The sequence below is a fragment of the Burkholderia lata genome, assembly GCF_902499335.1.
Taxonomy (GTDB): Bacteria; Pseudomonadota; Gammaproteobacteria; order Burkholderiales; family Burkholderiaceae; genus Burkholderia; species Burkholderia lata_B.
The window spans coordinates 222,056-235,985 of the sequence record NZ_CABVQK010000005.1 but is presented as its reverse complement, the minus strand read 5'-3'; the positions used below and the strand labels follow the sequence as shown (position 1 = coordinate 235,985).

The window sequence follows — 13,930 nt, the reverse complement described above, 5'->3', positions numbered from 1 at the left end:
GGCCACGACAGGGAGATGAAGAATGAAAATGACCGGCATCCCGTTTGGAACGACCGACTGGAACACCGTCGAACCGACCGAACACCGCGGGGAACGTGGGGTTGCGCGCTGGCGGACGATGCAGTTCGGGGATATCCGCGTGAGGCAGGTCGAATATTCGGCCGATTACCTGGCCGACCACTGGTGCGTCAAAGGCCACATCCTGTACTGCCTCGAAGGCGAATTGCTGACGGAACTCGAAGACGGGCGGCAGTTCACGCTTCGACCGGGCATGAGCTACCAGGTCGCGGACCATGCCGAAGCGCATCGATCGTCGACCCGGGCTGGCGCCAAGCTGTTCATCGTTGATTGAAGCGGGCGTGCATTCCTGCGCGCAGGTCGTAGTCGACCCTTTGCAGACCTCGGGTGCCGGGAGGACAATATCCGCCGAAATCTCTTCGGAGGCTGCGGACATGGTCAAATTCCAGCCCGACGGATGGCATACCGTCACGCCCCGGATCGTCGTGCCGGATCCGCAAAACCTGATCGAATTCATCCGGACGGTGTTTCTCGCGCAGGGCGAGTACCGCCCTGGGTTGCCGGCGGAAATCAGGATCGGCGATTCCGTCGTGATGATCAGCGGGGAAGACGGCCTGCGCGATCCGGTTCCCGCGTTTCTGTATGTCTATGTCGAGGATGCCGATCTGACCTATCGGCGGGCGCTCGCGGCCCATGCGATCCCGCTCGAAGCCCCGGCCGACATGCCGTACGGCGACAGGCGGGCGATGGTGAAAGATCCGTGGGGGAATCGCTGGCAGATCGCCACGCATCTGCGCGACCTCTCGGTTGACGAGATCCGTTCCAGGTTGGCCAGCGGCGGCTAGGTACCCGTCGGTGTGCGTCTGGCATTCAGGATGCCCCTTTTTCCGCCCAAGGTGGGTGGAGATTCGCCCATGCGATCACCGTCGGCGCACCCGGTACCGGGGCGCCGACGGCGTTCGCGCTACGCGGAAAGCGTCAGTGCGCGCCCGACGCGGCGTCGGACGATTCGCCCTTCAGCGGCCGGGTGATCCAGATCAGCGGAATGATGCAGATAAAGATGAACGTCGACGCATAGAAGAAATCGTCAAGCCCGAGAATGGCGGCCTGTCCGTCGACGAGCGAATTGAACAGCGCATGTGCGGACGACATATCGAGATGCAGCGACGACTGCATCGCGTCGATCTGCCGATTGAAGATCGGATTGCCGACATTTGCCTGTTCTGTCAGATGCGCGTGGTGCATGATCGTCCTGTTGTTCCATACCGTGCCGGCAATCGACGTGCCCGCGGCGCCGCAAAAAATGCGCACGAAATTCGACAGGCCCGCCGCCGCCGGGATACGTTCCGGCGGCAGTCCCGACAGGATGATCGCGATCAGCGGAACGAACCACAGCACGGCCGGGATGCCTTGCAGCAGCGTCGGGATCACGAGATGCCACGTGTCGATGTCGGTCACGTACATCACGCGCATGTAGAACACGCCGGCAAACCCGATGAACGACAGCGTGGCGATGATGCGCGCGTCGACCGCTTTCAGCACGCGGCCCATGAACGGCGACAGCAGCACGGTGAAAATGCCGACCGGCGCGGTGACGAGCCCCGCATCGAAGGCGCGATAGCCGAGGTCTTCCTGCATCCACTGCGGCAGCAGCACCAGGTTGCCGAAGTAGAGTGCGTACGATACGGAGATCGCAATCGTGCCGCCGAGGAAGTTGCGTTGGGTGAACAAGCGCAAATCGACGATCGGGTTCGCCTCGGTCAATTCCCAGATCAGGAACAACACGAAGCTGATCAGCGCGGCGATGGTCAGCCCGATGATGACCGGCGACGAGAACCAGTCGAGGTCGCGCCCCTTGTCGAGCATGATCTGCAGCGTGGCGACCCACGCGATCAGCAGCAGCAGGCCGACGACGTCGATCGGCATTTTGCGGGTCTCCGTTTCCCGGTTGCGATAGATCGCCCAGATTACGCTGGCCGCGATGAGGCCGACCGGGATGTTGACATAGAAGATCCACGACCAGCTGTAGCTGTCGGTGATCCAGCCGCCGAGCAGCGGGCCCGCGATCGGGCCGACGGTCGCGGTCATCGCCCATAACGCCAGCGCGGTGCCGGACTTTTCCCGGGGATACGAGCTGAGCAGGACCGATTGCGACAATGGAATCAGCGGGCCCGCCACCACGCCCTGGAGAATGCGCGCGGCCAGCAGGAAGGGCAGCGTCGGTGCGATGCCGCACAGCCATGACGCGAACACGAACATCAGGATCGAGCCGACGAACAACCGGATCTGGCCGATGCGTTGCGTGAGCCAGCCGGTCAACGGAATCGACACCGCGTTGGCGGCGGCGAACATCGTGATGACCCATGTGCCCTCGTCGACCGATACGCCGAGGTTGCCGGACAGGTTGGGAATCGCGACGTTGGCGATCGACGTATCGAGGACGGTCATGAAAGTGGCGAGCGCCACCACGAAAGTTGCGACGACGAGTTGGCCGCCAGCCAGGGGCGGATGGTGAGTGGATGTCTGAGCCATGTTGGAACCGGGGTGGGGCACGTCCTTGTTCTAGAGTCGGACGTGTGTAACGGGATGCGCGCGCGATATCGACGAATCGATCCGGTCGGCGATGCGGCTGGCCAGCGATGGATTCGCGAGCATTGGCCGCTTGCATGCGACGGCATTGTGCCGAGACTTTTCTTTTGAAGCAGCGGCGCGCGCGCCGCGTTTCCCGGGATTGATGCAGATTCCGAATTAATCGGCGTTGTAGCGAGGGCAGGCGGCGGCTGGACGGTCGGTCGCTGCGGCTTGTCGCAACGTTGAACCGGGAATGGGGCGAACGCAGGCGATTCGCAGTGAATTTGCAAAATACGGGGGAAACCGCGGCCATGCATGCGTTTTCCGATGCAACCGTGCTGCGGGTACATCGGGCGATGTGCCGGGTTATCTGTTTCTTCGGCAGGCTCGTCGAACCGCGATTGCGGCATACGTCAGAGGCACATGCCGTTGATTGTTGAATGAAGTGAAAAGAAGCTTGATTGTTTACGGGTGTGAGAAAGTCTTTGTTGCGTTGGGTGTAGCCGGTCTGTAAAAAATCGGGGGGACAAAATAAGGCCTGAAGTGCCCGGATTTATTGAATAGCGACGCGTGAATGTTTCCGATATTGCTTTATCGAGCGTCGTCAACGGTCTAGCGTCTCTATTGCTCCGGCATTACCTGTTAATTATCCGTCTGATTCTCGTCGACTATTCGATATATTGGAGATTTAGGTAATCGTTCTTGAGCGATTCGTTGAATGTTTCGATGAAACCGGGTCGTAGTGACTCGTTACGTTTTGCCCGGTCTCGAATCGAGCATATCCGCAACGCAATAAAAATTGCTCGCGGATGACCGATCGAGACGCGCTCCAGAATGCTTGAGCCCTTGATGGTTGCGTCGCCGAACGCCCTGAGCCCGACCAGGCAGGCGGTGGTCGCGGAGTGAGAGCCTGAAACAGGCGCGGGGTGCCCGGCACCTGTCGCAATCGTCAAGATCCACGTCGCGTACAGATAAAACCTCCCCGTTCCCCCCGCCGTTAACCCGTTCGCAGCCCATGCGCCACGTGTTGCGACACGGCGCGCGTCTTTCGTGATCCGGAATCCACATCCGCCGCTGGCCGCGCCCGGCCGGCGCAAGGGAACGTCATGCGAAAACAACTCACTATCCGTGGTGGTCTCGTCGCGACCATCGCCGGCTACACCGTGCTGCTCATGCTGGTGGTCGGCGCGTGCATCGCGGCCCTCTATATGAGCAACGGCTCGCTCGAGGCGATGTACCGCGACGACACCGCGTCGCTGCTGCACCTGAAGACCAGCTCCGAACGCATGCTCGTGCTGCGCGAACGGATGAGCGACGTCGCGCAGATCATCAGCGCCGGCCACTCGGGCAAGGATGAGATCGCGAAACTCCGCACGCTCCTCAAGCAGAGCAACGACGAACTGGATGCCTATGCGGGCCTGCACGCGCGCAACGCCGACGAGCAGGCGTTGTTCGACACGCTGCAGAATCGCCGTCGGGCGTTGCTTGACCGCGTGTTCCTGAAGGCGCTCTCGCAACTCGACGGCGACGACGGTTTCGGCTTCCTCGACACGCAACGTACCGCACCGCCCGAGCTGTTCACCGCCTACCAGGAGGCGATCGATGCACTCGAGTCGTTCCAGGTTGCGCGAGAAAAGGCGCGCTACGACGCGGCCGGGGTGCATTTCCACCGGATCGTGTGGGGGATGGTGGCGGTCGCGGTTTTCGCACTCGTCGTCGGCTTCCTTGCGCAGCGCGTGCTCGCGAAGGCGATCATCGAGCCGATCAATCTCGCGGTCGACCAGTTCGAGAAGATCTCGAAAGGCGACCTGACCGGAACGGTCGTCGCGCCCGGCGAGAACGAGATGGCCTATCTGCTGCATGCGCTGAAGCGGATGCAGGACGGCCTCGTCGACACCGTGAACCAGGTGCGCGCGAGTACGGAAACGATCGTCGGCGACGTCCGCACGATCGCGAGCGGCAACGTCGACCTGTCGGCGCGCACCGAGCAGCAGGCCGTATCGCTGCAGCAGGCAGCGGCGAGCGTCGAGCAACTGACCGCGGCCGTGCGCCAGAACGCGGACAACGCGCGCGATGCCCGCACCTACGTCGAGGGCGCGGCCGGCATCGCGTCGCGCGGCGGCGAGGCGATGCAGCGCGTCGTCGAGACGATGTCGGCGATTTCACACAGTTCCGCGCGGATCTCCGGGATCGTCGGCGTGATCGAGAGCATCGCGTTCCAGACCAACATCCTCGCATTGAACGCTGCCGTCGAAGCCGCGCGCGCTGGCGAGCAGGGGCGCGGCTTCGCGGTCGTCGCAACCGAGGTGCGCGGGCTTGCGCAGCGCTGCGCATCGGCGGCGAAGGAAATCCGCGAGCTGATCGGCCATTCCTCGCAGCGTGTCGAAGACGGCAGCGGTCTGGTCGCGCTGGCCGGCTCGGCGATGGCCGAGCTCGTCGCCGCGGTCGAGCGCGTCAATACGATCATGAGCGAAACGAGCATCGCCTTCGAGGAACAATCGTCGGGCATCGAGCAGGTGAACGCCGCGGTCATCCAGATGGAGCAGACGATGCAGCGCAATGCCGCGCTGGTCGAGGAGGCCGCGGCCGCGGCGCTGTCGCTCGACGAACAAGGCGCGCGGCTCAGTGCGGCGGTTGCGCAGTTCCGTCTGCGTGACGAGGTGGTCGCGTAACGCGCCGATGCCTGCGACCGGAACCGGATCGTCGGGCCGAACTTGTGTCCGACGAGGTGCGGCCGCCGTCGAAGCGGCACAGTTCTGGTGCGGACATCCTGACGGTCGATGTCGGCGCGATCCGTGCACCAGCCCGGTGAAGAACGAGATTCGGACGATCGCGTAACCCGGTGTGATGTTGTCGGCATGCAGTGCCCGCTACGCGAACACGGCAATGCAGTGATGCTTGTCGGCAGGGCGACAGCCCGATTGCTCCGAGGTTCTCCACAGGGTTATGCACGGAAATTGTGGATAACTCATGCGATGGTGAAAGACCGTCGACGGTTCCCGATCACGCACGTCGAAATGTGACATCACGCGCCGTGAATTGCTTTGCTTGAATGATCGTTTCGTGACCGTCATGAAAGCGCATAGCATGAAGACCCCTGTCGATCGGCTGCGGTATGCGCGGCCAATCATTGCGACCGTACCGGCCCGACCATGACCACACTGAACGACTATCTCGAACAGAAGCGCGACGCCTGGCTCGCGAAAAAAGATGCCGCCCGCAGCAATCCGGACTTCAAGGCGACTCCGCTGAAGGCGACCGTGCGCGCACTGGGCCGCAGCGGCGTGCGGGAAATCCGCATTCGCGATTTCCAGGTGATCAGCGACAGCCCGCCTGATTTCGCGGGCTACAACCTTGGGCCGGCATCGCCGGAGCTGCAGCTTGGCGTGCTGGGCAGCTGCCTGACGCACATCACGCTGATCCAGGCCGCGGAGCGCGGCCTGAAGATCGACTCGATCGAAGTCGAGGTGACCGGCGACCAGCACCCGCTCGCGCAGCAACCGGGGTTCGAGCATGTGCCGGTGTTCCCGCACAACCTCCGCTACACGCTCGATATCGTCTCGCCCGAACCGCCGGAGACGATTCGTGCACTGCATGAAGCAGTCGAGGCCGTGTGCCCGATCTTCAACCTGTTGAGGCTGCCGCAGACGATCGACGGCGAGTTGCGGCATACGCACGGTTGAAGTGCACCGGTGCACCGGCGCGTTGCAGCATGTTACGTCGCCGCGGCGCGAGCGGGCGCTCGATACCGCGCGCACCCTGTCGAGGCGTCGATACGACAGTGATTCCTGTCGCACCGGTATGACATGACCGATGCGTCGTCCCGGCGCTGAACGCGTGCCGGGCCTGAGCCGGGAGACGCCGGTGATGAATCAGCCGGCGCGGATTCCGGATTCGGCGGCTGGATAGTCGCGCGGGTGGCGCTTCGTTTCGTCGGCACGATCCTGAAAATTCTGGAATGCGTCCAGCAGCCGTGCGCGCAGCACGGCCAGCGACGGGTCGCGCCGATCGCGCGGTCGTGCGAACTCGACATGGATCTCGTCGTCGACGCGGCCCGGGTCGGGCGCCAGCATCAGCACGCGATCGCCGAGATACAGTGCCTCGTCCAGATCGTGCGTGACGACGATCGCGGCCATCCGGTGCCGCTCGACGACATCGAGCAGCAGCGTCTGCAAGCGCATCCGGGTCATCGCATCGACCGCGCTGAACGGTTCGTCGAGCAGCAGCAGGTCCGGCTCGCCGAACAGCCCGCGCGCGATTGCCGCGCGCTGGGCCATCCCGCCCGACAACGTGGCCGGCAGTTGCCGGGCGGCGCCGGCCAGGCCGACTTCGTCGAGCAGCCTTGCGACGGCCGGCTCGCGCCCGCCTCGCGGGCCGGCCGCGAAGCCGACGTTGTCCGCGATCGATAACCACGGCAGCAGCCGCGGCTCCTGAAAGATCACGCCGACGCGCGGGGAGGGGCCGTCGAGTGCGACGCCCCCCAGCTTCACGCTGCCGCGGAAATCGGTGTCGAGGCCCGCGACGATCCGCAGCAGCGTGCTCTTGCCGCAACCACTCGGGCCGACCACGCAGACGATCTCGCCGCGCGCGACCCGCAGCGGGACGTCGGCGAGGATCGTGCGATCGCCGTAGAGCTTGCGCGTGATTCGCAGGTCGAGCAGCGGTGTACCGGTGCCAGCCGCTGTGTGTGCGGAAGGACGCGTGCTCATGTCGACACCTTGCGTGACGTGTGGTCGAACGCGTCGCGCCAACCGAGCCAGTGCGATTCGATGCGCGCCATCGCGCCGTCGGTCAGCTTGCCGAGCAACGCCAGCAGCAGGATCGCACCGAACACGAGATCGGGGCGCCCGGTTTCCCGGCCGTCGCTCAACAGGAAGCCGAGGCCGCGCGTGGCCGCGATCAGCTCCGCGGCGACCATGAACATCCACGCGAGACTGAGGCCGGTGCGCAAGCCGGTGACGATCTGCGGCAGCGCGGCCGGCAGCAGGATGCGACGGAATAGTGCGAGCGGGCTGAGCCGGTACACCGCGCCAAGCTCGACGAGCTTGCGGTCGACGTCGCGGATGCCGGCGACCACGGCGAGGTGGACCGGAAAGAAGGCGCCGATGGCGATCAGCGTGATCTTCGGTGCTTCATCGATGCCGAGCCACAGCAACAGCACCGGCACCCAGGCGAGCGACGGAATCGCGCGCAGTGCCTGGAACGTCGGTTCGAACAGCGCGTCGATCCGGCGGCTCAGGCCCATCGCCGCGCCGACGACGAGCGCGAGTCCGGCACCCGCCGCAAACCCTGCCGCGACCCGCAGCGTACTCGCGCCGACATGGCGCGCCACGCGCGTGACGCCCATGCGGGCGAGCGTGTCGAGAATTTCGCTCGGCGCCGGGACGAGATGGTTCGGCAGCCAGCCCAGCCGCACGATGACCTCCAGCAACGCGAGCGCCGCGACGGGCAGTGCGAGGCCTGCGAGCCGCCACCGGCGAAGCGGATCGCGGCCGGTGCGTGGCGAGGCAGGGCGGCGCGGCGCGAGCGTGTCGTCGCGGGCAGCGGTGTCGGTCACGGGCGGCAGTCTCAGCGCGAAGCGTCGACGAGCGGGCGCGCGAACGACGGATCGATCAGCGTATCGACGATCTTCGCGGGATCGACACCGGGCTTGGTCAGCTGTTCGGCCGTCAGCACCGGCGCCGCCGCCTTCAGCGCCGCGCGCTGGGTGTCACCCGGAACGGGATCGCTGAAGTCGTTGCGCTGCAGCTGCAATTTCGCCACCTGCAGCGATACCTTCGATTCGTCGGCCACGATCTGCGCCGTGTCGGCCGGATGCGCGACGATCCACTGGCGCGCGCGCTCGTAGACCTTCAGTACGCGCGTGACCGCCTGCGGGTACTGGCTGGCGAACGCATCGCGGACGTTCAGGAAGCCATAGGTGTTGAACGCGACATTGCGATAGAGCAGGCGAGCGCCGTCGTCGAGCTGCGCGGCGGCCATGTGCGGATCGAGGCCCGCCCACGCATCGACCTGGCCGTTCGCGAGTGCGGTGCGCCCGTCGGGATGCTGCAGGTTGACGATCTCGACATCGTCGCGGCTCAGGCCGGCCGTGTGCAGTGCGCGCAGCGTGAACAGGAACGGATCGGTGCCGCGCGTCGCGGCGATCTTCTTGCCCTTCAGGTCCGCGAGCGAGCGGATCGGCGAATCCTTGCGGACTACCAGCGCGGTCCATTCGGGGCGGGAGAACACGTAGACCGTATGGATCGGGTTGCCGTTCGCGCGCGCGAGCACCGACGCGAGACCGGCGGCGGAACCGAAATCGACCGCGCCGCTGTTCAGGTACTCGAGCGCGCGATTGCTGCCCAGGCTCAGCACCCAGCGGATCGACGTGCGGTCGGCCTTGAATTCGTCTTCCAGCCAGCCGAAGTGGCGGATCACCAGGCTCTCCGGTGAGTAGTACGCGTAGTCGACGCGGATTTCCGCGGGCGTGGCCGCGCGGGCGTGCACCGAGACGAGGCCGGCGAACGCGGCAACGACGAGGGCCGCGGCGCGCCACGCGCGGGACCAGGACAGCTTCATCGGGGATTCTCCGGAAGGGCGGCAAGGTGCCGCGAACAGGCAGGGTGACCGGCTAATGTAACGAAGCATCGGCGATCCGCGAACGAAGAAATCCGCGATTGAACATGCGCGCTGCTGCTAAGCGCGGACGGCGAGCAACTTTATGACGCGGGCCGATTAATTTATCGATTTATATCGCTTGGGATAACGGATTCGGGAGAACAGAATGCGTGCTGCCGGAACGCGACGGCATCGGGTGTCGATGCGGCGTGCGGTTGCGCCGGGCTCCGCCGGTCGTGAATGAATGCGCACGATGCCGGTGCCGGATGCGGACAGTGCCATTCGTTGTGAAACGAAATTAAGGAATGCGATGAGTTCGATCGATATCAACGCCATCCCCCCGGTTTCTTCCCCCATTCGTTCGGCAAGCGACGTCGCGCGCCTGATCAACACCGTGGACAGCTCGGTCAGCCATGCACGGATGATCGTGCTGCTGGCGCTCGGGGGCGTCTTTCTCGATGCGTACGACCTGACGACGCTGTCCTACGGGATCGACGACGTGGCGCGCGAGTTCGGCCTGACACCGGCGCTGACCGGGCTGGTCGGGTCGGCGATCATGATCGGCACGATCTTCGGCAGCCTGATCGGCGGATGGCTGACCGACAAGATCGGCCGCTATCAGGTGTTCATGGCCGACATGCTGTTCTTCGTGGTCGCGGCGATCGCGGCCGGGCTGGCGCCCAATGTATGGGTGCTGATCGGCGCGCGCTTCGTCATGGGGCTCGGCGTCGGCATCGACCTGCCCGTCGCGATGGCGTTTCTCGCGGAATTCTCGAAGTTCAACGGTCGCGGCAACAAGGCGTCGCGGCTCGCGGCGTGGTGCCCGATGTGGTACGTGGCTTCCTCGGTCTGCTTCCTGCTGATCTTCGGACTGTATTTCCTGCTGCCTGCCGAGCATGCGGGATGGCTTTGGCGCGCGTCGCTGATCTTCGGCGCGGTGCCCGCGCTCGTCATCATCCTGTTCAGGAACCGCTTCATGAACGAATCGCCGCTGTGGGCCGCGAACCAGGGCGATCTCGCCAATGCCGCTCGGATTCTGCGCGAGTCGTACGGGATTCACGCACACGAAGCGGAGGATGCCCGACGCGCGCCGAGCCAGCCGCCCGTCCGGATTCGCGTGCTGTTCCAGCGCCCGTACCTGGCGCGCACGATCGTCGCCAGCGTGATGAACCTGTGCATCCCGTTCGAATACACGGCGATCGCCTTCTTCCTGCCGTCGATCCTGTCGCAGTTTCTCGGTGCGGGCGTGTTCGAGACGATCGCGGCGTCGCTGGCGCTGAACGTCCTGTTTGCGTTCACCGGTGGCTTGCTGGGCATGCGCCTCGCCCATCGCCATGCGTCGCGCCATGTCGCGATCGCGGGGTTCGCGCTCCAGTTCGTCGCGCTCGTGGCGCTCGCGCTGGCGGGGCATCCGCATGGCGCACTCGCGATCGGCTTCGTGCTGTTGATGCTCGGCACCTGGCTGTTCGCCGAAGGTTTCGGGCCGGGCGCGCAGATGATGATCTATCCGACGCTGTCGTATCCGGCGGCGATCCGCGGCACCGGCGTCGGCTTCGGGCGTTCGCTGTGCGGCATCGGTCAGGCGCTCGCGCTGTTCGTGCTGCCGATCCTGCAGGCGCGGCTCGGCACGGACATGTTCTGGATCGTCGCGATCAGTGCCGCGACGCCGATCGTGTTCCTGTTGATCGTGCGCTACGAGCCGACGGCGCACGACATCGACGACGATGGCGTTGTGTGAACGCGGCCGGGATCGCTCGTCGTCAGGAACAAGCGCGCACGCTTTGGTGCGCGCGTCGTCGTTGCTACAGCCACGATTTCGAGCACGCTCGATGTGCGCGTGCGGAAGCAGAACGCGCATCGGGGCCGCATTGGACTTCGGATGAGGGGAAGGGGATCAGGCGGCGGTCGGGCGAGCGGCCCGACGCACCGGTTGCTGCTCAGCGTGAAGAGGAAGCCGGCCGGCCCGCACGCGGGCCAACCAGCCGCCGCATGGCCGTCACGCTAGGCGGCCACGCGTTCGGCATCGCGCTTCACCTGCTCGATGTCGCGGAATTGCGCGGCCGGATGTTCGTCCGGCAGCCGTGCCGACCGGCCGAACAGTTTCTCGCGCAGCGTGCCCGGCGCATAGCCGGTCGGATACACGCCGCGCCGCTGCAGCTCGGGGACGAGATAACGCACGACATCCTCGAAGGTTTCGTGCGCGACCGCATACGCGAGGTTGAAGCCGTCAACGTCGGTCGCGGCGACCCATTCCTGCAGGATGTCCGCGACGGTCGCCGCCGAGCCGACGAAGACCGGGCCGAGGCCACCGATGCCGCCCCAGGCCGCCAGCTCCTCGATCGTCCATGCGGTGTCGCCGCCCGCCAGGTGCTCGACCGCCGACACGATCGCATTCGTCTCGACGCGCCGGACGGGATCGTTCGGCGCGTACTGGCCGAAGTCGATGCCGGTCCAGCCGGACATGAACACCAGCGAGCCGTCGTACGACACGTACTTGCGATACTCGTCGAACTTGGCCTGCGCCTTCTCGTCGGTTTCGTCGACGATCACGGTGACGAGGTTGTAGATCAATACCTTGCTCGCGTCGCGCCCGGCGGAAGTTGCCTGAGCACGCACGTCGGCCACGTAGCGCGCGAGCTGCGGACGGGTCGGCGCGGCGACGAACACGCATTCGGCGTGCTGCGCGGCGAACGTTTTGCCGGGGCCGGACGCGCCGGCCTGGAACAGCACCGGCGTGCGCTGCGGCGACGGTTCGCACAGGTGGTAGCCGGGCACGTCGAAGAAGCGGCCCTTGTGGCCGATCTCGTGCACCTTCTCCGGATGCGTGAACACGCGGCCGTCGCGATCGCGCACCACCGCGCCGTCTTCCCAGCTGCCTTCGAACAGCTTGTACAGCACCTCGACGTATTCGGCCGCGACCGCATAGCGGTCGTCGTGCGTGCGCAAGCCGTTATCGCCGACGTTCTTCGCGCCGCTTTCGAGGTAGGACGTGACGATATTCCACGCGAGCCGGCCCTTCGTGTGATGGTCGGCGGTCGACAACCGGCGCGCGAATGTGTACGGGTGCTCGAACGTCGTCGAGGCGGTGATGCCGATGCCGAGATGCTCGGTCGCCATCGCGATCGGCGCGGCGAGCTGCAGCGGATCGTTCACCGGGATCTGCGCGGCCTGGTGCAGCGCGTGGTAGTTGCTGCCCTTGTAGACGTCGTAGTAGCCGATCACGTCCGCGATGAAGATCGCGTCGAAGATGCCGCGCTCGAGCACGCGGGCGAGGTCGGTCCAGTAGTCGAGATCCTTGTACTGCCACGAGCGGTCGCGCGGATGCGCCCACAGCCCGGGCGACTGGTGGCCGACGCAGTTCATCTCGAATGCATTGAAGCGGATGGTCTTGCTCATTGGGCGGCTCCCGTTTCCGCACGCGTGTCCGCGGTCGCTCCCGTGCCGTTGCCGACCTGCCAGACGAACGGCGGCGTGCGCCCGTTGATGACCCAGTCGCCGACGATCCGCGCCTTGTACACGAGTGGATTGTGCGACGACACGGTGCGCGCATTGCGCCAGTGGCGGTCGAGTGCCGTCGTGCTGCGGGTAGCCGATGCGCCGAGCGCGTCGAACAGGCGCGTCGCCGCGCGCAGCACGAGTTCCGATACGACGAGCTGGCTTTGCGCGGATTCGATCTCGGCCGCGACGTTGGCGTCGTGCTCGGCCGCATCGTTGCCGCCGAAGTGCGTTTCGTAGGCCAGTTGCAGCGGCTGCGCGGCGCGCACCGCGAGCGCGTCGGCCGCATAGGCCCACGACGCGATCTCGCCGATCACCTGCTGCAACTGCGCGTCGTCGGCCGCGCGCGGGGCGTTGCCGTGGCTGTACACGCGGGTGCGATTGCGCACCAGTTCGCCCGCATCGCGCACGATCGCGTGGCCGATGCCGGCCAGCGTCGCGACGTGGAAGAGCTGGTAGAACGCGGTCTGGTACTTGAAGCGTCGCGCGAAGTCGATCACGTCCCGTGCATCGACCGTCGCGTCCTCGAAGCGCGTGGTGCCGCTGCCGGTCGTGGTCTGGCCGAAGCCGTCCCAGTCATCTTCGCGGATCACGCCGGGCTGCGCGGTCGCGACGGCGACGATTACGTCGCTGCCGTCATCCGCGCGTTGCGCGAACACGTCGATCCAGTCGGCGAACAGGCTGCCGGTGCTGTAGAACTTCCGGCCGTTCAGCACGAGGCGGCCATTCTTTTCCGACACCTTCGTGATGGTCTGGCCGAGCGCCACGTCACCGGTTTCCGTCCACGCATTGCCGACGAGCTGGCCGCTCGCGAAGCGGTCGAACCACGTCTGGCGATCGGCGCCGGGCGGCGCGTTCAGCCAGTCCTCGACGAACGCGAAGTGCCCGCGCAAGGCCTGCGGCAGATTGGAATCGGCGGCCGCAAGTTCGGTCAGCAGCCGGAACAGCTGCGGCAGCGACGCGCCGGCGCCGCCGTCGCGCACCGGTAGCCGCACGGCGCCGAAGCCGGCGGCCTTCAGCCAGCCGATCGCGTCGTGCGGCAGTTCGCGGCGGCGTTCGCGTTCCGCGGTGCCGGCCGCGATGCGGTCGAAGATCGGCCTGAAGCGGCTGGCAAGCGCGTCATAGTCGGTGCCGGTGGAAAGGTCGGTTGCTGCGGGAGACGAAGTCATGCGGGGGTCCTTGAAAGGCGGGCCGTCGATGCCGGCAGGCCAGTATAGGAAGCACGCTGCGGACGATCCAATAACGG

At 65.6% G+C, this 13,930-nt stretch carries 11 protein-coding genes; 5 read left to right on the top strand and 6 right to left on the bottom strand.

Annotation, left to right across the window (positions count from 1 at the left end):
* The first annotated feature begins 22 nt into the window (after positions 1 to 22).
* The gene (locus BCO18175_RS14380; RefSeq protein WP_174981802.1) at positions 23 to 352 is read left to right on the top strand and encodes a DHCW motif cupin fold protein; all 330 of its coding nucleotides are present in this window, start codon (positions 23 to 25) and stop codon (positions 350 to 352) included.
* A 100-nt stretch (positions 353 to 452) separates the two neighbouring features.
* Positions 453 to 863: a VOC family protein gene (locus BCO18175_RS14375; RefSeq protein WP_174981800.1), complete on the top strand. Its 411-nt coding sequence runs from the start codon at positions 453 to 455 to the stop codon at positions 861 to 863.
* A 133-nt stretch (positions 864 to 996) separates the two neighbouring features.
* On the opposite strand, the gene BCO18175_RS14370 is transcribed toward BCO18175_RS14375, so the two are convergent.
* Positions 997 to 2,550: a DHA2 family efflux MFS transporter permease subunit gene (locus BCO18175_RS14370; RefSeq protein WP_174967182.1), complete on the bottom strand. Its 1,554-nt coding sequence runs from the start codon at positions 2,548 to 2,550 to the stop codon at positions 997 to 999.
* A 1,145-nt stretch (positions 2,551 to 3,695) separates the two neighbouring features.
* Here BCO18175_RS14370 and BCO18175_RS14365 point away from each other — a divergent pair.
* Positions 3,696 to 5,261: a methyl-accepting chemotaxis protein gene (locus BCO18175_RS14365; RefSeq protein WP_174981796.1), complete on the top strand. Its 1,566-nt coding sequence runs from the start codon at positions 3,696 to 3,698 to the stop codon at positions 5,259 to 5,261.
* Between the two features lie 480 nt (positions 5,262 to 5,741).
* Positions 5,742 to 6,272, top strand: coding sequence for an OsmC family protein (locus BCO18175_RS14360; RefSeq protein WP_174967178.1), 531 nt, complete (start codon positions 5,742 to 5,744; stop codon positions 6,270 to 6,272).
* Positions 6,273 to 6,461: 189 nt separating this feature from the next.
* Here the strand turns inward: BCO18175_RS14360 and BCO18175_RS14355 are convergent, their stop codons facing one another.
* The 3 genes from BCO18175_RS14355 to BCO18175_RS14345 are packed head-to-tail and all read right to left on the bottom strand — an operon-like array spanning position 6,462 to position 9,150.
* The gene (locus BCO18175_RS14355) at positions 6,462 to 7,298 is read right to left on the bottom strand and encodes an ABC transporter ATP-binding protein (RefSeq protein WP_174981794.1); all 837 of its coding nucleotides are present in this window, start codon (positions 7,296 to 7,298) and stop codon (positions 6,462 to 6,464) included.
* Positions 7,295 to 8,146: an ABC transporter permease gene (locus BCO18175_RS14350; RefSeq protein WP_438820496.1), complete on the bottom strand. Its 852-nt coding sequence runs from the start codon at positions 8,144 to 8,146 to the stop codon at positions 7,295 to 7,297. The genes BCO18175_RS14355 and BCO18175_RS14350 overlap by 4 nt, the downstream gene beginning before the upstream one ends.
* Positions 8,147 to 8,157: 11 nt before the next feature.
* Positions 8,158 to 9,150 (bottom strand): aliphatic sulfonate ABC transporter substrate-binding protein, encoded by a 993-nt coding sequence (locus BCO18175_RS14345; RefSeq protein WP_174981792.1) that lies wholly within the window; start codon positions 9,148 to 9,150, stop codon positions 8,158 to 8,160.
* A gap of 349 nt (positions 9,151 to 9,499) precedes the next feature.
* Between BCO18175_RS14345 and BCO18175_RS14340 the strand changes: the two genes are divergently transcribed.
* Complete coding sequence (locus BCO18175_RS14340) at positions 9,500 to 10,927, top strand: MFS transporter (protein ID WP_174982242.1); 1,428 nt, start codon at positions 9,500 to 9,502, stop codon at positions 10,925 to 10,927.
* Between the two features lie 263 nt (positions 10,928 to 11,190).
* Here the strand turns inward: BCO18175_RS14340 and BCO18175_RS14335 are convergent, their stop codons facing one another.
* Together BCO18175_RS14335 and BCO18175_RS14330 are read right to left on the bottom strand one after the other, a co-directional pair.
* Entirely contained in the window at positions 11,191 to 12,585 is a 1,395-nt protein-coding gene (locus BCO18175_RS14335) for an LLM class flavin-dependent oxidoreductase (protein ID WP_174981790.1), read from the bottom strand.
* Positions 12,582 to 13,853: an acyl-CoA dehydrogenase family protein gene (locus BCO18175_RS14330; protein ID WP_174981789.1), complete on the bottom strand. Its 1,272-nt coding sequence runs from the start codon at positions 13,851 to 13,853 to the stop codon at positions 12,582 to 12,584. Before BCO18175_RS14330 ends, BCO18175_RS14335 begins: the two co-directional genes overlap by 4 nt.
* Between the last annotated feature and the right edge of the window lie 77 nt (positions 13,854 to 13,930).

Excerpts from the sequence above, each read along its gene's own strand:
- BCO18175_RS14380 (WP_174981802.1), top strand. The coding sequence starts at position 23 with ATGAAAATGACCGGCATCCCGTTTGGAACGACCGACTGGAACACCGTC.
- BCO18175_RS14375 (WP_174981800.1), top strand. The coding sequence starts at position 453 with ATGGTCAAATTCCAGCCCGACGGATGGCATACCGTCACGCCCCGGATC.
- BCO18175_RS14370 (WP_174967182.1), bottom strand. The coding sequence starts at position 2,550 with ATGGCTCAGACATCCACTCACCATCCGCCCCTGGCTGGCGGCCAACTC.
- BCO18175_RS14365 (WP_174981796.1), top strand. The coding sequence starts at position 3,696 with ATGCGAAAACAACTCACTATCCGTGGTGGTCTCGTCGCGACCATCGCC.
- BCO18175_RS14360 (WP_174967178.1), top strand. The coding sequence starts at position 5,742 with ATGACCACACTGAACGACTATCTCGAACAGAAGCGCGACGCCTGGCTC.
- BCO18175_RS14355 (WP_174981794.1), bottom strand. The coding sequence starts at position 7,298 with ATGAGCACGCGTCCTTCCGCACACACAGCGGCTGGCACCGGTACACCG.
- BCO18175_RS14345 (WP_174981792.1), bottom strand. The coding sequence starts at position 9,150 with ATGAAGCTGTCCTGGTCCCGCGCGTGGCGCGCCGCGGCCCTCGTCGTT.
- BCO18175_RS14340 (WP_174982242.1), top strand. The coding sequence starts at position 9,500 with ATGAGTTCGATCGATATCAACGCCATCCCCCCGGTTTCTTCCCCCATT.
- BCO18175_RS14335 (WP_174981790.1), bottom strand. The coding sequence starts at position 12,585 with ATGAGCAAGACCATCCGCTTCAATGCATTCGAGATGAACTGCGTCGGC.
- BCO18175_RS14330 (WP_174981789.1), bottom strand. The coding sequence starts at position 13,853 with ATGACTTCGTCTCCCGCAGCAACCGACCTTTCCACCGGCACCGACTAT.